Origin of the sequence: Paracoccus sp. PAR01, from assembly GCF_014851995.1 — a bacterium.
Classification (GTDB): domain Bacteria; phylum Pseudomonadota; class Alphaproteobacteria; order Rhodobacterales; family Rhodobacteraceae; genus Paracoccus; species Paracoccus litorisediminis.
The window spans coordinates 111,501-131,986 of record NZ_JACVAW010000007.1; the positions used below are offsets into that span (position 1 = coordinate 111,501).

Annotated in this window: 19 protein-coding genes; 10 read left to right on the forward strand and 9 right to left on the reverse strand. The window is 65.0% G+C overall.

Annotated elements, in window-relative coordinates; genetic code table 11:
• Nucleotides 1–5: 5 nt before the first annotated feature.
• The 4 genes from IB235_RS13055 to IB235_RS13070 all read left to right on the forward strand — a co-directional run bounded on the left by IB235_RS13055 (nt 6) and on the right by IB235_RS13070 (nt 4,487).
• Nucleotides 6–1,055: an ornithine cyclodeaminase gene (locus IB235_RS13055; protein WP_192337099.1), complete on the forward strand. Its 1,050-nt coding sequence runs from the start codon at nt 6–8 to the stop codon at nt 1,053–1,055.
• Nucleotides 1,056–1,119: 64 nt separating this feature from the next.
• Nucleotides 1,120–2,244, forward strand: coding sequence for an o-succinylbenzoate synthase (gene menC / locus IB235_RS13060; protein ID WP_192337100.1), 1,125 nt, complete (start codon nt 1,120–1,122; stop codon nt 2,242–2,244).
• Nucleotides 2,241–2,966 (forward strand): GNAT family N-acetyltransferase, encoded by a 726-nt coding sequence (locus IB235_RS13065; protein WP_192337101.1) that lies wholly within the window; start codon nt 2,241–2,243, stop codon nt 2,964–2,966. The genes menC and IB235_RS13065 overlap by 4 nt, the downstream gene beginning before the upstream one ends.
• A 45-nt stretch (nt 2,967–3,011) precedes the next feature.
• A complete protein-coding gene (locus tag IB235_RS13070) occupies nt 3,012–4,487 on the forward strand; it encodes an amino acid permease (protein WP_192337102.1) in 1,476 nt (491 codons plus the stop codon).
• 30 nt (nt 4,488–4,517) lie between these two features.
• Here IB235_RS13070 and nadC read toward each other — a convergent pair whose 3' ends face one another.
• The 9 genes from nadC to IB235_RS13115 form a co-directional block, all read right to left on the reverse strand.
• Nucleotides 4,518–5,369 (reverse strand): carboxylating nicotinate-nucleotide diphosphorylase, encoded by an 852-nt coding sequence (nadC, locus tag IB235_RS13075; protein ID WP_155040322.1) that lies wholly within the window; start codon nt 5,367–5,369, stop codon nt 4,518–4,520.
• Complete coding sequence (locus IB235_RS13080) at nt 5,366–6,922, reverse strand: L-aspartate oxidase (protein WP_192337103.1); 1,557 nt, start codon at nt 6,920–6,922, stop codon at nt 5,366–5,368. Before IB235_RS13080 ends, nadC begins: the two co-directional genes overlap by 4 nt.
• The gene (nadA, locus tag IB235_RS13085) at nt 6,919–7,971 is read right to left on the reverse strand and encodes a quinolinate synthase NadA (protein WP_155040324.1); all 1,053 of its coding nucleotides are present in this window, start codon (nt 7,969–7,971) and stop codon (nt 6,919–6,921) included. The genes IB235_RS13080 and nadA overlap by 4 nt, the downstream gene beginning before the upstream one ends.
• A 206-nt stretch (nt 7,972–8,177) precedes the next feature.
• Nucleotides 8,178–10,328, reverse strand: a complete 2,151-nt coding sequence (locus IB235_RS13090) for a TonB-dependent siderophore receptor (RefSeq protein ID WP_192337104.1) — start codon at nt 10,326–10,328, stop codon at nt 8,178–8,180.
• A 160-nt stretch (nt 10,329–10,488) separates the two neighbouring features.
• A complete protein-coding gene (locus IB235_RS13095) occupies nt 10,489–11,298 on the reverse strand; it encodes an ABC transporter ATP-binding protein (protein WP_192337105.1) in 810 nt (269 codons plus the stop codon).
• Nucleotides 11,295–12,332, reverse strand: coding sequence for an iron chelate uptake ABC transporter family permease subunit (locus IB235_RS13100; protein ID WP_192337106.1), 1,038 nt, complete (start codon nt 12,330–12,332; stop codon nt 11,295–11,297). The genes IB235_RS13095 and IB235_RS13100 overlap by 4 nt, the downstream gene beginning before the upstream one ends.
• Nucleotides 12,329–13,369 carry an iron ABC transporter permease gene (locus tag IB235_RS13105; protein WP_192337107.1) on the reverse strand — a complete coding sequence of 347 codons (1,041 nt, stop codon included), beginning with the start codon at nt 13,367–13,369 and terminating at the stop codon, nt 12,329–12,331. The genes IB235_RS13100 and IB235_RS13105 overlap by 4 nt, the downstream gene beginning before the upstream one ends.
• A complete protein-coding gene (locus tag IB235_RS13110) occupies nt 13,366–14,367 on the reverse strand; it encodes an iron-siderophore ABC transporter substrate-binding protein (RefSeq protein WP_192337108.1) in 1,002 nt (333 codons plus the stop codon). Before IB235_RS13110 ends, IB235_RS13105 begins: the two co-directional genes overlap by 4 nt.
• A 148-nt stretch (nt 14,368–14,515) precedes the next feature.
• The gene (locus tag IB235_RS13115; RefSeq protein ID WP_192337109.1) at nt 14,516–14,755 is read right to left on the reverse strand and encodes a PepSY domain-containing protein; all 240 of its coding nucleotides are present in this window, start codon (nt 14,753–14,755) and stop codon (nt 14,516–14,518) included.
• A gap of 106 nt (nt 14,756–14,861) precedes the next feature.
• Between IB235_RS13115 and IB235_RS13120 the strand changes: the two genes are divergently transcribed.
• The 6 genes from IB235_RS13120 (at nt 14,862) to IB235_RS13145 (ending at nt 20,440) form a co-directional block, all read left to right on the forward strand.
• A complete protein-coding gene (locus IB235_RS13120; RefSeq protein ID WP_155040331.1) occupies nt 14,862–15,212 on the forward strand; it encodes a PepSY domain-containing protein in 351 nt (116 codons plus the stop codon).
• A gap of 3 nt (nt 15,213–15,215) precedes the next feature.
• Nucleotides 15,216–15,878, forward strand: coding sequence for a response regulator transcription factor (locus IB235_RS13125; protein WP_192337110.1), 663 nt, complete (start codon nt 15,216–15,218; stop codon nt 15,876–15,878).
• Nucleotides 15,875–17,212, forward strand: a complete 1,338-nt coding sequence (locus IB235_RS13130) for a HAMP domain-containing sensor histidine kinase (RefSeq protein ID WP_192337111.1) — start codon at nt 15,875–15,877, stop codon at nt 17,210–17,212. The genes IB235_RS13125 and IB235_RS13130 overlap by 4 nt, the downstream gene beginning before the upstream one ends.
• Nucleotides 17,213–17,331: 119 nt before the next feature.
• The gene (locus tag IB235_RS13135; protein ID WP_155040334.1) at nt 17,332–17,763 is read left to right on the forward strand and encodes a MarR family winged helix-turn-helix transcriptional regulator; all 432 of its coding nucleotides are present in this window, start codon (nt 17,332–17,334) and stop codon (nt 17,761–17,763) included.
• Nucleotides 17,760–19,376 (forward strand): MFS transporter, encoded by a 1,617-nt coding sequence (locus tag IB235_RS13140; RefSeq protein WP_192337112.1) that lies wholly within the window; start codon nt 17,760–17,762, stop codon nt 19,374–19,376. The genes IB235_RS13135 and IB235_RS13140 overlap by 4 nt, the downstream gene beginning before the upstream one ends.
• On the forward strand, nt 19,373–20,440 hold the full coding sequence (locus IB235_RS13145; RefSeq protein ID WP_192337113.1) for an HlyD family secretion protein: 1,068 nt from the start codon (nt 19,373–19,375) through the stop codon (nt 20,438–20,440). Before IB235_RS13140 ends, IB235_RS13145 begins: the two co-directional genes overlap by 4 nt.
• Nucleotides 20,441–20,486: the final 46 nt, after the last annotated feature.

Genomic DNA, 20,486 nt, shown 5'->3' on the forward strand with positions numbered 1-20,486 from the left:
GCATCATGCTGAAACCTTCCCAAACCGCCTACGTCCCCTTCGTCAGCGTCGAGAACATGATGCGGCTGGTCCTGCATGTCGGCATCGAAAAGATGCTGACCGAGCTGGCCGCCGAGATCGAGGCCGATTTCGCCCGCTGGCCGCTGTTCGACAAGACGCCGCGCGTTGCCAGCCATTCCGATATCGGGGTGATCGAGCTGATGCCGACCTCGGATGGTGAGACCTACGGCTTCAAATATGTGAACGGCCACCCGTCGAACACCAAGCGCGGCTTGCAGACCGTCACCGCCTTCGGCCTGCTGGCCGATGTGGCGACCGGCTATCCGCTGATGCTGTCGGAGATGACCATCCTGACGGCGCTGCGCACGGCTGCGACCAGCGCGATGGCCGCGAAATGGCTGGCGCCCAAGGGCTCGACCACCATGGCGATGATCGGCAATGGCGCGCAGGCCGAGTTCCAGGCGCTGGCCTTCAAGGCCGTCTGCGGCATCACGGAGGTCCGTCTTTACGACATCGACCCGGCGGCGACCGCGAAATGCGCTCGCAACCTGCGGGGTCTGGGCCTGAATGTCGTGTCCTGCAAGACCTCGGAAGAGGCGATGCTGGGCGCGCAGATCGTCACCACCTGCACCGCGGACAAGCAATATGCGACGATCCTGACCGATAACATGATCGGCAGCGGCGTCCATATCAACGCGGTCGGCGGCGACTGCCCCGGCAAGACCGAGCTGCATCGTGACATCCTGCTGCGCTCGGGGATCTTCGTCGAATATCCGCCGCAGACCCGGATCGAGGGCGAAATCCAGCAGCTGGACGCCGACCATCCCGTCACCGAGCTTTGGGAAGTCATCACCGGTGCCGCCGAAGGTCGCAAGGATGAGCGTCAAATCACGCTGTTCGACAGCGTGGGCTTTGCGATCGAGGACTTCTCGGCGCTGCGCTACGTCCATTCGCGCCTGAAGGAATCGGGCCTGTTCGTCGATCTGGACATGATCGCCGACCCGGATGATCCGCGCGATCTGTTCGGGATGATCCTGCGCGCGCAATCCGCCTGACAAGGCCGCGGCGCGGCGGGGCATCGAGCCCCTTCGCGCCGCATTTCCCCCAGCGGAGAACGATATGACGACTTCCCTCCTTGGCCTTCGCATTGACTCGGCGGAATTGCGGCTTGTGCGGCTGCCTTTGCTGACGCCATTCGTGATCTCGACCGGGACGATGACCGAGAAGGTGTTCCCGCTGCTGACGCTGCGCGGCGAGGGGCTGGAGGGCTACGCCGAGGGCGTCATGGATGTGCTGCCCGACTATCTTGAGGAAACTCAAGGCGGCGCGCTAGATTTCCTGCGGCAGGCGGTGCTGCCGGGGCTGATCGGGCGGTGCTTCTCGAACCCCGCCGAGATTGCGGCCGAGCTTGCCCCCTGGCGTGGCCACCGCATGGCCAAGGCCATGGTCGAGATGGCCTTCTGGGACCTGTGGGCGAAGGCGCTGAACCAACCGCTTTCGGCGCTGCTGGGCGGGGTGCGCGATGCGGTCGAGGTCGGCGTCAGCCTTGGCATTGCCGACATCCCGACGACGCTGGAGCGGGTGGAAACCGCGGTGGCCTCGGGCTATCGCCGGGTCAAGCTGAAGATCAAGCGCGGCCACGACCTGAAACTGCTGGAGGCGGTGCGCGGGCGTTTCCCCGACATCAAGCTGACCGTCGATGCCAATACCGATTACCGGCTGCCGGACCTGCCTTTGCTGGTGCAGATGGACCGTTTCGGGCTGGATTATATCGAGCAGCCGCTGGCTTTCGACGACATCCACGACCATGCGAAAGTGCAGGCGCGACTGATCACGGCGATCTGTCTGGATGAAAGCATCCGCTCGGCCACGGATGCGCGCAAGGCGCTGGTCGCCGAGGCTGCACGGGTCATCAACATTAAGGTCGGCCGGGTCGGCGGCTTTGCCGAGGCCCGCGCCATCCATGACCTGTGCGCGGCTTTCGACGTGCCGGTCTGGTGCGGCGGCATGCTGGAATCGGGCATTGGCCGGGCGCAGAACATCCATCTGGCCAGCCTGCCGAACTTCTCGAAACCGGGTGATACATCATCCGCAAGCCGTTATTTTGCAATGGATATCACCGAGCAGCAGCTTGAGTCCGATAACGGCCTGATGGCGGTGCCGCGGCATGGGCCGGGCTTGGGGGTGACGCTGGACCGCAGCTTCCTCGATCAGGTCACCGGCGCGCGCGAGGACTTCCGGTGAGTGTGGTTCTGCGCGAACTGGCCTCATTGGCCGAGCTGCGCGCCTCGGAGGACCTGCAACGCGCGGTCTGGGGCGCGGATGATCCGGCCGACAATGCCGACCTGATGCTGGCGATCCAGCATGAGGGCGGGCTGGTCGCCGGCGCCTTTGACGGGCCGCAGATGCTGGCCTTCCTGTTCGCCTTTCCCAGCGCCACGCCGGGGGTGCAGCATTCGCACCGGCTGGCCGTTCTGCCGCAGGCGCGGGGGCTGAAGCTGGGTCTGCGGCTGAAATGGTTCCAGCGCGACTGGTGTCTGGCACGCGACATCACCCGGGTGCGCTGGACTTTCGATCCGCTGCGCGCGGTCAATGCCGGGCTGAATATCGGCGCGTTGGGGGCGACGTCCGCGACCTATCTGAACGATTATTACGGCGCGATGGAGGGCATCAATGCCGGCCTGCCCTCGGACCGGCTGCTGCTGGACTGGGATCTGAACAGCACCCCGGTCACCACCCGCGCCGCAGGTCATCGCCCCGATCCCGACCCCACCGCCCAACGCATCGCCATCCCCAAGGATATCGACGCGATGATGCGCGACGACGCGCAGGCTGCGCTGCAGGCCCGTTTGAGCCTGCGCGGCGGCCTGACCACAGCATTTGCGAAAGGGCTGGCCATAACCGGCTTTGTCCCCGAGACCGCGGAATACCTGCTGAACCGGCCCATGCCGGATCGGCCCGACTGAACATTGCCCCGCAAGAGCGGGGATCGAAAAATCAAGGGAGGACGAATGAACACAGAGCCCAGCCTTGGGCAGCGCCTATTGCGCCGAAAGCCCATCGAGCAATTCCTGGCCGAATCCCGGTCGCGTGAGGGTGACGGCCTCAGGCGCAATATCTCATTGTTTCAACTGACCATGTTCGGTGTCGGTGCGACCATCGGCACCGGCATCTTTTTCGTTCTGGCCGAACAGGTGCCCGTCGCTGGACCGGCGGTGCTGGTGTCCTTCCTGATCGCCGGATTTGCCGCCGCGCTGACCGCGCTGTGCTATGCCGAGATGAGCTCGATGATCCCGGTCGCGGGTTCCAGCTATTCCTATGCCTATGCCACCCTGGGCGAGGGGCTGGCCTTTTTGGTCGCGGCCTGTCTGGTCATGGAATACGGCGTTTCTGCTGCCGCAGTCGCTGTCGGTTGGAGCGAGTATCTGCACAATCTGCTGCTGATCACCACCGGGCTGGAACTGCCACGCGCGCTGTTGCACGCCCCCTTGGTCGCCGAGGGTTACTCGCTGCATTTCGGCGGCGACGGGCTGATCAACCTGCCGGCGGCGGTGTTGGTGTTTCTGTGCTGCATCCTGCTGATGCGAGGTTCCAAGGAATCTGCCCGCGCCAATGCGATCATGGTCATCGTCAAGCTGGGTGTGCTGGCACTGTTCATCGCCCTTGCCATGACGGCCTATGACGGCCAGAACCTGACGCCTTTTGCCCCGCATGGCTTTGCCGGGATCAGCGCCGCGGCGGGGTCGATCTTCTTCACCTTTGTCGGGCTGGATGCGGTGTCGACGGCGGGCGAAGAGGTCGAAAACCCGCGTCGCAACCTGCCGCGTGCCATCCTCATGGCGCTGGTGATCGTGCTGACATTCTATCTGCTGGTGGCCTTGTTCGCGCTCGGCGCGCAGCCGCAATTCATGTTCGAGGGGCAAGAGGCCGGTCTGGCCGTGATCCTGCAGAACGTTACCGGCTCGGCCATTCCGTCGGTGATCCTGTCGGCGGGGGCGGTGATCTCGGTCTTTTCGGTCACGCTGGTGGTGCTTTACGGCCAGACGCGGGTGCTGTTCGCGATGTCGCGCGACGGCATGCTGCCCAAGATCTTCAGCCGCGTGAACCCAAGGACCAAGGCACCCGCCGCGAATACCGTCATCGTGGCGACCGCCGTGGCGGCCATTGCCGCCTTCATGCCCTCGGCCGTGCTGTGGGATTTGACCAGCATGGGCACGCTGATCGCCTTTACGGTGGTTTCGGCTGGGGTGATCATTCTGCGCTATCGTCGCCCGGACGCGCCTCGCGGTTTCACGGTGCCGCTGTTCCCCTTGCTGCCGATCCTCAGCATCCTCAGCTGTCTTTACCTGATCTCCAGCCTGTCCTCGATCGTCTTCAAGCTGACGGCGGTCTGGGCTGTTCTGGCCGCGCTGCTTTATGTGACCTATTCCTCGCGGAATTCGGCGCTGGAGCGGGGCGATCAGGCGGGGATGGACCCGGCCGAGTAACGAAAAAGGCGGGCCGTAAGGCCCGCCATTTCAGAAGTCCAGACCCAGATCCAGCGTTCCCGCCGAATGGGTCAGTGCCCCCACCGAGATGTAATCCACGCCGGTCGCCGCCACCTCGGCAATGCGTTCCAGTCGCATGTTCCCCGAGGCTTCCAGCACCAGCCGCCCGTCGGTCATCGCCACCGCCTCGCGCAGGGTCGGCGTATCCATATTGTCCAGCAGCACGACATCGGCACCGCCCTCGTCCAGCACCTCGGCCAGCTGGTCCAGCCGGTCGACCTCGATCTCGACCCGAACCATATGCGAGGCCCGCGCCTTGACTGCCTGCAGCACCGGACGGATGCCGCCTGCCGCTGCGATATGGTTGTCCTTGATCAGGATCGCATCGGACAGGCTGAAACGGTGGTTGAAGCCACCGCCATGCAGCACCGCCTGTTTTTCGACGATGCGCAGGCCCGGCGTGGTCTTGCGGGTGCAGGTGATGCGGGTGCGCGTGCCCTGTGTTTCGGCGACGAACCCGGCGGTCATGGTGGCAATCGCGCAAAGCCTGCCGGCGAAGTTCAGCGCCACCCGCTCTCCGGTCAGGATGGATGCCGCATCGCCCGAGATTTCCGCCAGAACCGCGCCCGCCTTGAAGGGGGTGCCATCGGGAACATGCAGGCGGAAGGCCAGCGCCGGATCGACAAGGCGGAATGCAATCGCCGCCAGTTGCATCCCCGAGGCAATGCCCGCCTCGCGCGCGACGATGCAGGCACCATAGCGGGTTCCGGCGGGAATGACGGTGCGGGTGGTCAGGTCGCCATAGCTGCCCAGATCCTCGGACAGCGCGGCGCGGACCAGCGGCTCAAGGATCAGGTCAGGGAAATTCGGCTGGGCATTCATGGCGTTTCCTCAAGGCAGGGTCGCAAGGCAAGGGCTTGATCCAGCGTCAGACGACTGCGCGTGCCGGTCTGCCCTTCGGTTTGCGGATAGTCGCTGCGGCAATGCGCACCGCGGCTTTCGCGCCGCTCCAATGCGGCGGCGGCGATCAGCGTGGCGGTCACGGTCATGTTCAGCAGCGGCGCGCAATCGGGTTGCGACGCTTCAATCGCGGCAATCTCGTGCAGGCATCGCGTCAGGCCCGTTGCATCGCGGACGACACCTGCTCCTGCGGTCATCGCCTGTCGCAAGCGCAGGACCAGCGCCGGATCGGGCAGGGCGGCATGGGCCAGTGCCGGCAGCGACACCGGGGCCGTGTCGCCCATCGGGATTTCTGCGGCGATCGAACCGGCGCAGCGCCCGGCAAAGACCAGCGCCTCAAGCAGCCCGTTCGAGGCCAGCCGGTTCGCGCCATGCAGCCCGGTCGAGGCTGCCTCGCCACAGGCCCAAAGGCCTTTCAGACTGGTCCGGCCATCCGCATCGGTTTCCACCCCACCCATGTGATAATGCGCGGCGGCGGCCACCGGGATCTGCGCGCATGCGGGGTCGATCCCCGCTTGCGCGCACGCCCCCGCAACGGCCGGGAAATCCGTCACGATCCGGGGGCCAAGGCAGGCGCGGGTGTCCAGCGCAGGTCGCAACCCGGCCTGAGATTGCCGATAGACGGCGCGGGCCACCACGTCGCGGGGCGCAAGCTCGGCATCGGGATGCTCGGCCAGCATGAAACGCTCGCCCAGACGGTTCAGCAGATGCGCGCCTTCACCGCGCAGCGCCTCGGTGGCCAGCGGCGCGGGATCGATGCCGACATCCATCGCGGTCGGGTGAAACTGTACGAATTCCGGGTCCGAGATCACCGCCCCCGCCCGTGCTGCCATGCCGATGGCCTGACCCGAGATGCGCGGAGGATTGGTCGTGACCGCGTAAAGCCCGCCCGAGCCACCCGCCGCCAGCAGCACCGCGGGTGCGGTCAGCAGGATTTCTTCAGAGCCGCTGGTCAGCGCCAGCCGCACGCCGCTGACCCGATCCCCGGTCATCTGCAAACCGGTCGCCAGCACGCCTTCCAGCACCTGCACCGATGCGCATTCGCGAACCGCCGCGACCAGGGTGCGGGTGATTTCGGCCCCGGCCTGATCGCCCTTGACCCGAACCACACGCGCCGCGCCATGCGCCGCCTCGCGCGACAGGACATAGCCGCCTGTCGCGGTGCGGTCGAAAGGTGCACCTAAATCGGTCAGGTCGATGATCTCATCGCGCGCAGCAGCGGTGACCAGATGCGCGACCGCCGCATCGACCAGCCCGGCCCCGGCGCGCAAGGTGTCCTCGGCATGGGCCTCGGGGCTGTCGCTGGGGTCCATGGCAGCCGCAACGCCGCCCTGCGCCCAGGCCGAGCTTGCGCCCTGACCCAGCGGTTCGGGCGAAATCAGCAGCACCGGTCTGGGCGCCAGCCGCAAGGCGGCGGTCAGCGCTGCCAGCCCGGCCCCAAGGATGACGACGCGCCCGGTGGCAAGCGCCTTCATCCCGCCAGCCGCCGCGACAGGTCGATCATACGCTGCACCGCCAGTCGCGCGGGCTCGGCGACGCTTGGGTCGACCTCGACCACGCCAGTCATGGAATGCAGCGACCACAGGACCTTTTCCAGGGTGATCTTCTGCATATAGGGGCACATGTTGCAGGGCCCGAGGAACTCGACATCCGGGTTCGCGTCCGAGATGTTCGAGGCCATCGAGCATTCGGTGACCAGCATCACCTGTTTCGGGCGCTCGGTTTCGACCCAGCCCTGAATATTCGCGGTCGAGCCCGCGTAATCGGCCTCGGCCACGACTTCGGGCGGGCATTCGGGATGGGCGATGATCTTCAGTCCCGGATTCCAATCGCGGAAATCGCGCAGGTCCTTGGCGGTGAATTGCTCATGAACGATGCAGGCGCCGTCCCACCAGACCACGCGCTTTTGCGGCACCTGATTGGCGACGTTCTGCGCCAGCCATTTGTCGGGGGTCATGATGACGGTGTCACTGTCCATCGCCGCGACGATCTGGGCCGCATTGGCCGAGGTGCAGCAAATGTCAGATGCCGCCTTCACTTCGGCGGTGGTGTTGACATAGCTGACCACCGGCGCGCCGGGATACATGGCGCGCATCTGGGCGATGCCCTCGGCGGTGATGCTTTCGGCCAGCGAGCAGCCCGCATCCATGTCGGGCATCAGCACGGTCTTGGCGGGGTTCAGGATTTTCGAGGTCTCGGCCATGAAATGCACGCCGCATTGCACGATCACCTCGGCCTCGACCTCGGTCGCCTTGATCGCCAGATGCAGGCTGTCGCCGACGACATCGGCGATGCCGTGATAAATCTGCGGTGTCATGTAGTTATGCGCCAGCACGACGGCGTTGCGTTGCTTCTTCAGCGCATTGATGGCGCGGACATAGGGGGCGTGGATGGCCCAGTCGACGATCGGCATCACCCGTCCCATGCGCGCATGGATATCGGACATTTCCTGTGCCAGTTCCAGCGACGGCTCAAGATCGTAATGCGCCCGCAACTCGCTGCGGATATCGGTCATGTCCAGCATGAGTGCTCCCTCCCTTGCCGCCCCTTCCAAGTGGGCGCTCCTTATCGTCGCGGAACGGGCGGGGCAACATGATTGCGCAAAAGGGTGCAAATTTTGGAGATCTTTGCGCGGAAAGGCAGCATTTGGATGCCGCACCGCAGCTTGGGGTGGTCAGACCCCGGTCAAGGGTCTCCCACCCGCCGGTCGGCGGATGGGAGATGCAGCGCTTAGAAGCGGTGACGCAGGGTGGCCGAAATGGTGCGGCCGGGGTTGTAGTAGTTGGCGGTACCTGAACCGACCACATGCTGTTCGTCCAGCAGGTTGCTGACATTCAACGCGAGGTCGGTGGCTTCCTGCACCTGATAGGTAAAGGCGAAGTCCAGCAGGGTCGTCGCTTCGCTCTTGCCGCTGTCATTGGCGAGGTTGAAGTAATACGAGCCAGTGTAACGCGCGCCCAGACCAAAGGTCATGTCGCCACGGGTTTCGGTTCCGGGCACGGTGTAGTTCACCCAGATCGAGGCCAGATGGTTCGGCGTCGAGGCGAATTCGTTCCCTTCGACATCGACCCCATAGATCGGGCCCGAGCGCACGACTTCCGATTCCAGATAGGAATAGGATGCAAGCACGTCGATGCTGTCGCTCAGTTCGGCCTTGGCTTCCAGATCAAGACCACGGACGCGGGATTTGCCGACCAGCTGTTGTTCGATCACACCGTCATCGCGAACGACCGCGACCGTAACATTGTTCTTGGTCAGGTCATAGATCGAGGCCGACAGCAGCGCGTTGGTCCCGGCGGGCTCATATTTCACGCCAATCTCGTACTGCTCGCCGCGCTCGGGTTCGACGCCGATGGACGGCGGGGCAACCGATTCAACATAGCTGAAATAGGTCGAGATTTCGGGCGTGACCTTGTAGGTCAGAGCGCCGCGCCACGAGGTTTCCGAGAAATCATCGCTGTCCGCATAGGGGACCATGGCCCCGGTGCTCCAGTCTTTGTCGGCACCGCTGGTTTCGATGTCCAGCCAGTCGTGGCGAACGCCGATGGTCGCGATGAAGCGATCGTCAAAGGCGAGGTTCTGCTGCAGGAACACCGATTGCGTCGAATAGTCGGTGTTCCGCGTCTGATAGGGATCAACTGCGCTCGGCGCGCCGCTGTAAACCGGATTGGCGATATCGATCGGGCTGGCCGAGCCATAGTTCGACACGTTCTCGGTCGAGGCGTCGCGGAACTCGATCCCGGCCAGCGTGCTGCTGTCCCAACGGTCGAAGCTCGTGTCGTATTTCAGGATTGCGTTGCCGATCAGCTCTTTGGCGGAACTGTCCGAGCTCAGGGCATCGCGCGGCACCACGGTCCCGGCACGACCAACATAGTCGTTGAGATACAGATAGCCGTAATTATCGGTCAGATCGCTGTAGCGCATGTTGGCCTGCAGGCTGAGGCCGTCGCCGAAATCATGCGACAGCAGCGCGGTAAGGCTGGTGCGCTCGACATCGTGGTAGTTGAAATCCGACTCACCAAAGAAGTCGCTGCGGTCATATTCCCGATCTTTCGGGTAACCGCCGCTGTTCGGGGTGCCATCGCGGTCCAGATAATCGACAACGACGCTCAGCGAGGTCGCGTCCGTCGGCTGCCAGGTCAGGCCGCCCATCAGGAAGGTCTCGTCGTCGCGCGAATGGTCGTATTCCAGATCGCTGTTCTGCACCTTGGCGGTGAAGCGATAGGCGAGGGTCTGGTCGGCATTCAGCACGTCGCCGTAATCGACGCCGACCTCGGCATGGTTGAACGAACCATAGGACAGATAGGCTTCGGCGATGCGCTCAAATTTCGGGGTCTTGGTCACGAAGTTGACCGAGCCGCCCGGATCGGAGACGCCGAACAGGGTCGAGTTCGCGCCGCGCAGGACCTCGACACGCTCATAGGCGAAGGGCTCTTCGCGCACGCCGCGCATCGAGCCCAGCGTCAGCCCGTCGCGGAAGGTCGTCGCCTGGAAGCCGCGGACCAGGAAATAGTCGTTGCGGTCGTCGCTGCCGTAAAAGTCGGTGACGATGCCCGGCGAGTATTGCAGGACTTCCTCGACCGTCTCGGCATTGCGGACTTCGATTTCCTTGGCGGTGATCACCGAGACCGAGGCAGGCGTGTCCAGAATGCTGGTCGCGACCTTGCCACCGACCGAGATCTCACGCGCGACGATGGTGTTCTGATCGTCATCGGCATTGCCGCGTGCCTGGATCGTGACGGGGTTCAGGCGGTAGGGGGTCGCCTCGGTTGCATCCTGTGCATATGCCGGAATTGCCACAAGCGCGGTGCATCCCAGAAGAAGCGTGGTCAGGCAGCCGCGCGACATCCGCGCGAGGCCGGCGAGTTGGTTCTCGGCCATCCTTGTCCCTTTACCTTAGTGTTATAGTATGAATTGTCACAGGGCGTTATCCCTGTGCCGGCGCGGGATCAAGAAACGCGCGGGAAATAGTCTGACTATTTTAATGTATCTTGTCGGATTGTTGCCGAACTGCAACTGGTGTCATTCAAAACCGGAGAGTTCAGTTCGCGCTCTTCAACCGGTGACGGCCGATCGGCAAGATCAGCGGCTTTCCAGAAACCGGATCGGGAATGACCCGGCTGTGCAGGCCGAATACGCCCAGCACGTTTTCCTCGGTCAGCACCTCCTCGGGGCGACCATGGGCGTGCAGGCGACCCTTGGCCATGGCGACAAGGCAATCGGCATAGCGCGCGGCAAGGTTCAGGTCATGCAGGACCATGACGATGGTGATGCCGCGCGAGTGGTTCAGGTCGGTCAGCAGGTCCAGCACCTCGACCTGATGGCAGACATCAAGGAAGGTCGTCGGTTCGTCCAGCAGCAGCAGTTCAGTTTCCTGCGCAAGGGCCATGGCGATCCAGACGCGTTGACGCTGGCCGCCGGACAGTTCGTCCACGGCGCGCTCGGCCAGATCGGCCGTCTTGGTGACCTCAAGGGCGTTGGCCACCGCCTGATCGTCATGGCGGCTCCAGCGGGTCATCAGCCCGTGATGGGGATGGCGGCCCCGGCTGACCAGATCGGCGACAGTGATGCCTTCGGGCGCGACGGGCGATTGCGGCAGCAGTCCCAAGGTGCGGGCCAATTCGCGTGTCGGGCGGTGATGGACGGATTTCCCGTCCAGCAGCACGCGGCCCCGGCTGGGTTGCAGCAAGCGCGACATGGTGCGCAGCAGCGTGGACTTGCCGCAGCCATTCGCGCCGACAATGGCGGTGATCTGGCCGGAAGGAACCTGCAGATCCAGCCCGTCAAGGATCAGGCTTTCGCCATATCCTGCGGCAAGATCCTCGGCGATCAGGCTGTGCTGGGCGGTCATAGCGAACCTCCGGCGCGGTTCACGCGCACGATCAGATAGATCAGGTAGGGGGCACCAAGCGCCCCGGTGACGACGCCGACCGGGTAGCGGCTGGGCAAAGCGAATTGCCCGATGTAATCGCCCGCCAGCACCAGCACCGCCCCCACCAGCGCCGAGGGGATCAGGATCGAGCCATTCGGCCCGACAATACGCGAGGCGATGGGACCGGACAGGAAGGCCACGAACATCACCGGTCCGGCGGCAGCGGTGGCGATGGCGATCATTCCGACGGCGGACAGCATGACGATGATCCGGGTCGCGCCGACCCTTACGCCAAGCGCTGCGGCGGTGTCGTCGCCCATGCGCAGGGCCTCAAGATCGCGGGCGCGGGACAGCAGGATGCCGCCGAACAGCAGCAGAGCCGCCAGCACCGGCACAGCCTGATCCAGCTTGGCGCCGTTGACGCTGCCGGTGATCCAGCGCATCGCCTCTTGCAGGTCCCATGAGGGCGCGCGGGACAGCAGATAGGCGATAAAGCTGTCGATCATCGCGGCGACGCCGATGCCGACAAGGATCAGCCGGGTTCCGGCGACGCCGTTCCTGAAGGACAGGCCAAAGACCAACAACGCGATGCCCAGCCCGGCCACCACCGAAAAGCCCGCCACCGCAGGCCCGTCCAGCGACAGCACGACAATGGCAAAGACCGCCGCCGCGCTGGCCCCGGAACTGACGCCGATGATGTCGGGGCTGGCCAGCGGATTGCGCAGCATGATCTGAAAGGCGACGCCCCCCATGCCGAAGCACAGCCCGACCAGCACCGCCATGACCGCACGCGGCAGGCGCAACTGGCCGACGGTGAAGCTTGCGCCCGGTACATCTCCACCCATCAGGACGCGCAGCACGTCGCCGGGTGGGGTGAAGCTTTGGCCCAGCATCAGCGTCAGGGCAAAACCCGCCAGCAGCACCAGCGCCAGTGCCGCTACCACGCGCCTCCAACGGCGGGCGCGGGCATGGCGGTTGGCAGTGACGGTCAGCGAAAGGGTTTCAGATGTCATAGCTCGCGCACCCGCTGGCGACGGACGATCCAGATAAAGAAGGGTGCGCCGACAAAGGCGGTGACGATGCCCACGGCCAACTCGCTTGGCCGGGCGATGATGCGGCCCAGCACGTCGGCAAGGATCAGCAGCCCAGCTCCGGTCAGCGCCGAGAAAGGCAGCAGCCAGCGGTGATCGACCCCGACCAGCAGGCGGCACAGATGCGGCACCATCAGCCCGACAAAGCCGATCGGACCACAGGCCGCCGTGGCCGCCCCGCAAAGCAGGATCGCCCCGAATGCCGCCATGCCCCGCGCGACGGCGACGTTTTCGCCCAATCCGGCGGCCAGATCATCGCCAAGCGCCAGCGAGTTCAGCTTGCGCGCCGACAGCAGCGAAACCGCGAAACCGACCAGCAGGAACGGCAGAACCAGCCGGATGCCGTCGAATGTCGCGCCGCCGACGCCGCCGATCTGCCACGACCGGAAGCCCCCGGCGATATCATTGCGGGGCAGGATGACCGCGATGGTGAAGCAGGAAAACGCGACCGAGGTCGCCGCCCCGGCCAAAGCCAGTTTCAGCGGCGTCGCGCCGCCCCGGCCCAGCGAGCCGATGACATAGACGAATGCCGCCGTCACCCCCGCGCCAAATATCGCGGTCCAGACATATAGCTGCGCCATGTCCATCCCGAACCAGGCAAGGCCGATCACCACGGCCAGCGAGGCACCCATGTTGACGCCAAGGATGCCCGGATCGGCCAGCGGATTGCGCGTCACGCCCTGCATGATCGCCCCCGCCAGCCCCAGCGCCGCCCCGACCAAGGCGGCCATGATCGTGCGCGGGATGCGCACGGCGACGGCGGCCTGCCCGATGGTCTCGGTCTGGCCCTGAAGCCCTGCCCAGATATCGGCCCATGCGACCGAGCGTGTGCCGATGGCGACCGACAGGAAGCACAGTCCCAGCACGACCAGCGCCAAGGCCGCCAGACCAGCGCCCCGGAAAAGCTGGACGCGGCCCGATCCGGACCGCGCGTCATTATCTACTGTCCGTTCTGTCATTGCGCTTTGCGCGCCGCCTCGGCCAGCATGGCGACATAGTCGTCCAGCACCCAGGAAATCGACAGCGGCGTCGGGTTGGCCGCCGTGGCGACAGGATTGCCACCCAGCATGACCACCGCATCATTGGCGATCGCGGTCATCTTGGAGGCCAGCGGGTCGGTCTTCAGCGGCGCCAGCAGTTCCGGCGTGCCATAGGTGACAAAGATGTCGACATCGTTGAACTGGTCGATCTGCTCGGCGCTGACCTCACCCGAGAATTGGCCGGGCTTCGTCGCTTCCATCACGCTTTTCGGGGACTTGAGGCCGAGATCCTCGAAAAATTTAACCCGCGTGTCATTGGCGGTATAGAAGCGCACAAGGCTGAGATCGGTCGGATCAAGATGGGTGATGAACATCGCCTTCTTGTCCCGGATCTCGGGGTGCTTGGCGGCGGCGTCGGCGATCTGCGCCTCGATCCGGGTGATCAGGGCGTCGCCTTCGGCCTGCATGCCCAGCCCGGCGCTATTCAGGCGGATCATCTCGCGCCAGTCGGTCGCCCAGGGCGATTCCGGATAGGCCACGACCGGAGCAATCTGGCTAAGGGTGTCGTAATCGGATTGGCTGAGGCCGGAATAGGCCGCGAGGATCACGTCCGGGTCCGATGCCGCGACCGCTTCGAAATCGATGCCGTCGCCTTCGTCGAACAGGGCCGGGGTGTCGGCGCCCAGCTCTTTCAGCTTTTCACTGACCCAAGGCAGCAGCCCGTCGCCGTCATCGTCGCCAAAGGTGGCAGCGGCAAAGCCCACGGGAACGACGCCAAGCGCCAGCGGCACTTCGTGATTGGCCCAGGCTACGGTCGCCACCCGTTCGGGCTTCTTGCCGATCGTGGTGGTGCCGAAGGCATGTTCGATCTTGATCGGGAATTGCGCGCCCGCATCCTGTGCCCATGCGCTGAAGGGCATCGCCGTCGCCAGCAGCAGGCCAAAGGCGGAAAGAGTTGAGAAGGATGCAGTTTTCATCACGGACCGACGGCTGACAATTTATGTCGGCTTTTCACTTTCTGTCCGTCACGTCAAGCCAAAGCCGGCCTGATGCCCCTGCAGCAGATTGACGCCATCATCGATGCTCAGACCTAAGGCGGCAGATCTTAGCTGCGGCACCATTGGGTCAGTCATCGGGCCGCTCGGTCAGGACCTCGCCGGTGGCGGCCTCGATCACGGCCTCGATCCGGCGCCCGTCAGGGGCGATGGCCTCGATCTCATGGGTGCGGCCGTCATCCTCGGCGCTGCGCACGATATAGCCACGCCTTTCGAAATCGGTGACGCTGGCCGAAAGCGGGCGGATCGGGGCGGCATTCGCCGCAAGCGGCACGGCGGCAAGCGCGGACAGAAGGGTGATGCGGATCATGTTACGGCTCCGAGGATTGTTTTTGCCGGTCTTGCACAAGTCCACTGACACCGGCCTGACCGCGTCTGTCAGGGAATTGTCAGCGGACATGGGCTAGGGTCGCGCGATGACAACCCGCCCCGTCTCAATCCTTTTCTGCGCCGCCCTTGCCCTTCTGGCGCCCGCGGTCGCCCCCATGGCCCAGCAGGCCCTGCCACAGCTTGAACCCGAGGACGGACTGGACGCCGGATTCGCCCGCGGTGCCGTCCTGCGCGGCGAGATCCTGCCCCTTGACCAGATCCTCAAGATCCTGCGCGCCGAGTTCGACGGTCAGATCGTCGAGATCCAGCTGGAGCTGGAGGAGGGCATCCTGACCTATGAATTCGACATCCTCAGCCCCGATGGACGCCTTTTCGAGGTGGAAATCGACGCGGCAAGCGGCAAGATCCTTGAGGTCGAGGATGAGGATGACGACTGACCCATGCGCTGCCTGATAGTCGAAGATGACGCCCGCATCGCCGCCGATATCGCGCAGGCGCTGGAGCAGGCGGGCTTTCGCGCCGAACATGCGGCGGACGGCGAATCCGCGTGGTTCATGGGCGGGACCGAAAATTACGCGCTGATCGTGCTGGATCTGGGCCTGCCGCGGATCGACGGGCTGACCGTGCTGAAGCGCTGGCGATCCGAGGGCGTCGATATTCCGGTGCTGGTGCTGACCGCGCGCGGCAGCTGGAACGAGCGGGTCGAGGGCATCGATGCCGGTGCCGACGACTACCTGCCCAAGCCCTTCCGCATGGAGGAACTGGTGGCGCGGGCCCGCGCGCTGGTCCGGCGCGCCTCGGGGCGGGTCAATCCAGTCCAGCAGGTCGGACGGCTGGCGCTGGACACCAACCGGCAGACGGTCTCGATCGACGGGCGCATGCTCAACCTGACCCAGCTGGAATTCCGGCTGATCTCCTGTCTGGTGATGAATGCCGAGCGGGTGGTGCCGCCGGTCGAATTGCTGGAGCAAATCTATGGCGATGACGATTCCCGCGACGTGAACGCCATCGAGGCCGTGATTGCCCGGCTCAGGCGCAAGACCGGGCCGGGGGTAATCGGGACGCGGCGCGGCTTTGGCTATTTTCTGGAGCAGTCGCCTTGAACGCTTCGCGCGGCTCGATCCGCCTGCGGCTGAGCATCGGCGCGATCCTTGCCATCGCGCTGGCGCTGCTGCTGGCGGGCCTTGCGCTAAGCGTGATGTTCAACCGGCAAGTGACTCGCCTGACCTATCAGGAACTGGACGCGAAAAGTCTGGCCCTTGTCGCCGGGTTCGAGGGCGACCAGCCCGCCGCCGCACCTCATGACCAGATCGGCGGCGATCTGCGTTATCTGCAACCTTATTCCGGCCTGTACTGGCAGATCGAAATGGATGGTCGCAGCTATCGTTCGCAATCGCTGTGGGACACGGTGCTGCCACTGGCCGCTGCCGCGCCGGCTGGCGGCAAGGTCGCGCTTTATGGCGGCGATGGGCCGGATAGCCAGCGCCTGCTGATCCTTGACCGCTCGATCCTTGTCGGTGCGGACGCGCATCCGGTGCGGATTGCGGTTGCGGTCAGCCGCGCCCAGCTGGACGAGGCGCAGAAGCTGTTCGCGCGGGATCTGGTCCCGGCGCTGCTGGTCCTTGGGGTGCTGCTGACCCTGGCCTCGGTGGTGCAGGTCGCGATCGGGATGCGGGCCTTTGCCCATGTTCATCGCAAGGTCAGCGCGTTGCAGGACGGGCAACTGGCACGGCTGGGTCAGGACCTGCCGCTGGAGGTCCGCCCGCTGGCGGCCGCCATCGACGAATTGATGGATGACCGCGACCAAAGGATCGAGCGCGCCCGCCACCGCGCCGCCGATCTGGCCCATACGCTGAAGACCCCCCTGCAGGCGCTGCGCGGCGAAACCAGCCGTTTGCGCCAGTCGGGCCAGCTTGAAGCCGCCGATTCCATCGACCAGATCGCCGATGCCGTGCGCTCCAGCGTCGACCGCGAGTTGGGCCGGGCCCGCATCGGGGCCGAGGGGCAGGCCGATCCTGCCGAGGTCATCGCCAAGATCGTTGCCGTCCTGAAGCGGACCGCGCGGGGTGAGGATATTGCCATCGGCACCGAGATTCCCCCCGAATTGCGGGTGCGGATCGACCCTTATGACCTGACCGAGGCCATTGGCAGCGTTGCCGAAAATGCCCTGCGTCACGCCCGCGCCAAGGTCATCATCCGCGCCATGCCGCAGGGCCGCCGAGTGAAGCTGATCGTCGAGGATGACGGGCCGGGCGTCCCGCCCGAGAAGCTGGATCAGGTGACGCGGCGCGGCAGCTATCTGGATACGGGCGGCACCGGGGTTGGCCTGTCGTTGACCAAGGATATCGTCCATGCCGCCGATGGCGATCTGACGCTTGAAAACCTGACCCCCGGTTTCCGCGTCACCCTGACGCTTTGGCGGGCGACCAGCGGCTAACCGGCCAAACTCTGCCACCCCTCGCGATATTTCATCGGGCCCGGCGCGCGGGGCCTTGATTATTCGCGCAGTATTGTTAGCTTGCTAACTAAGATCATTAGCAAGCTAACATAATTGATATGGCCGACCGTCCCCTTACCCTGTTCGACGAACTCGTGACGCTGACCCGCTCGATCCGCGCGGGCTTCGACCTGCGCGTCAAGAAGCTGGACCTGACCTTTGCCCGTGCCCGGTTGCTGACCACCATCGGCCGCAATCCGGGTGCCAGTCAGTCCGAACTTGCCACGGCTCTCGAAATCGAGACGCCGACCCTGAAACGCCTGCTGGACGCCCTTGAAGGGCAGGGTCTGGCCGAGCGCCGCCCGCTGGAGGGCGACGCCCGCAAGCATGCGATCTTTCTGACCGACACCACCCGGATCGAGCCGCTGCTGCGTTTCCGTGACGAGGTCGAGGCCGCTTTGGTCGAGGGCATCGCGCCTGAGGACCTTGCCGCCGCGCGCCGCGTTCTGGGCCGGATGACGGTGAACGCCGAAAAGCTGCGCCGGGAATGAGCGAGGCGCCCGCCACACCTGCACCTGCGCCGCTGATGCCCCTGCCACGGGCATTGGCCTATATCGGCGCGTCGACGGTCATCGCCTTGACCCAAGGTCTTGCACAGGGTTTCATCAGCACGAACATCCCGCAGATCGCCGGCGATCTGGGGGCGACCACCACGCAGGCCAGCTGGCTGATGGCGGCCTATCTGATCCCGCGCGCGACCATGCCGTTGCTGCTGATCAAGCTGCGCACTCAATACGGCCTGCGCCGCTTCGCGGAAATCGCCATCGTGATCTATCTGGCGGTGGCGCTGATGTCGTTTTCGATCTTTGACCTGCGCTCGGCGATCACCGGGCAGTTCTTTGCAGGCATGGCCTCGGCCCCGCTGTCGACGCTGGCCTTTCTTTACATGCTGGAGCCGCTGCCGCCTGCGTGGAAGCTGCGCCTTGGCCTGCCGCTGTCGCTGAGCGTGATTGCCGTCGGCTCGCATCTGGCGCGGGTGATCTCTCCCGCGTTGATGGGCGATGCGGGCTGGCAGGGGCTGCATGTGATGGGGCTGGGGATGGCGGCGGTGTCGCTGGGGCTGGTCTATGCCCTGCCGCTGCAATCGCCGCCCAAGATCAAGGTGATCGCGCCGCTGGATCTGGTCAGCTGGGTGCTGATCTCGGTCGGGTTCGGCGGGCTGATCGTGGGTTTCGTCATGGGCCCGATCCATTGGTGGACCGAGGTTCCGTGGCTGGGTTGGCTGATGGCGCTGTCGATTGCCTGTCTGACCCTGGCGGTCGCGATCGAACTGAACCGCGCCGCGCCGCTGGTCGATATCCGCTGGCTGGTCAGTCCCGCCATGCTGCATCTGACCATCACGCTGCTGCTGTTCCGACTGATCCTGTCCGAGCAAAGCGCCGGCGCACCGCGGATGTTCCAGCAATTGGGGGTGACGCAGGGCCAGCTGGTGCCGCTGTTTGCGGTGATCTCGGTCGCGACCATATTGGGCGGGCTGGCGCTGGTCCCTTTCATGAAGCCGGGACGCGTCGCGCGCTTTCACGTGGTCGCGCTGGTGATGATCGCGGCGGGGGCATGGATGGACAGCAATTCGACCCTTGATACCCGCCCGGCGCAGATGATGGCCAGTCAGGCCCTGATCGCCTTTGCCGGGTCGCTGTTCATGGCCCCGGCCATGATGCGCGGGCTGATGGCCGCGATGGCGCGGGGGCCGAACTATATCCTGTCCTTCGTCATCGTGTTCCTGTCGACGCAAAGCATCGGCGGTGCCGCGGGGTCGGGGCTGTTTTCCAGCTTCATCAACCATCGGCAGGCCCTGCATCTGCAGGTTCTGCGCGAGGATCTGGCCACCACCGATCCCCTGCTGATGCAGGATATTGCCAGCCGTGCTGCCACCCTGATCCGGCAATTTCCCGACACCGCGCTGGCCCGCGCGCAGGCGATGGCGGCCATCGCGCAGGACGCCTCGGCGCAGGCCTATGTCATGGCCTATAACGATGCCTATTTCCTGACATTCCTTGTCGCGGCCGGGGCGCTTTTCGCGCTGCTCCTGCACCTGTTCCGCGACTGGCTGGCGGCGCGCTGGCCCCTGACCTCCCCTCATGTTCCCGAGCCCCTCAAATGACCAAGTCCCAGATCATCCCGACCGTCATCGCCCTGCTTGCCGGGCTGGCAGGCATCCTGATCATGCTGTTCGCATGGCATCTGCCGCCCTTTGCCCCGGCCAGTCCGCGCACGGAAAACGCCTATATCCGCGGGCAGGTCACGACGCTTGCACCGCAGCTTTCGGGCTATGTCGCCGAGGTCGAGGTGCAGGACTTTCAGACCGTGACCAAGGGGCAGGTCATTGCCCGGATCGACGACCGCCAATACCGCCAGAAGCTGGCGCAGGCCCAGACCGCGTTGCAAGGGGCCGAGGCCGCGCTGAAGATCAAGGAACAGGGCGTCAATTCCGCCGAAGCCCGGCTGCAATCGGCGGAAGCTGCGCTGCGCGCCGCCGAGGCCGTGCGCGACACCGCCCAGCAGGACTGGACCCGCACGAGCAAGCTGCATGAACGCGGCATCACCCCGCAAAGCTCGGCCGATGAAAGCCAGTTGGCCCTGCGCCGGGCCGAGGCGGCGATGATTCAGGCCAGCAGCGCCATCGACGTCGCGCGTGAGGATCTGAACGGCGCGCGGGTCGGCATCAATGCCAGCAATGCCGACATCGCCTCGGCGCAGGCGGCGGTGGAACTGGCCGGGATCGATCTGGCCAATACCCAGATCCGTGCCCCTGCCGATGGGCGGCTGGGTCAGGTCGGCGTGCGGCTGGGGCAATATGTGTCCGCTGGCACCTCGCTGGTCAGTCTGGTTTCGCCACAGGTCTGGGTGATCGCGAACTTCAAGGAAACGCAGCTGCACGGCATGCAGGTCGGCGATCAGGCGCGCTTTACCGTGGACGCGCTGCAGGGGCGGGCCTTTACCGGGACGGTCGCCTCCTTCTCGCCGGCCACGGCGTCCGAGTTCAGCCTGCTGTCGGCCTCGAACGCGACCGGAAACTTCACCAAGGTCGCGCAGCGCCTGCCGGTGCGCATCGACATCGATCCGGGGCAGGAGCTGTCCGAGTTGCTGGAGCCCGGCCTGTCGGTGGTCGTGACCGTCGATCAAACCTCGGTCGCGCAGGAGCAGGGCACGAAAGGCAACGGTTAACGCGTTGGGGCAGAACCCTTTCCGGTTCTGCCATCACGTGACGACA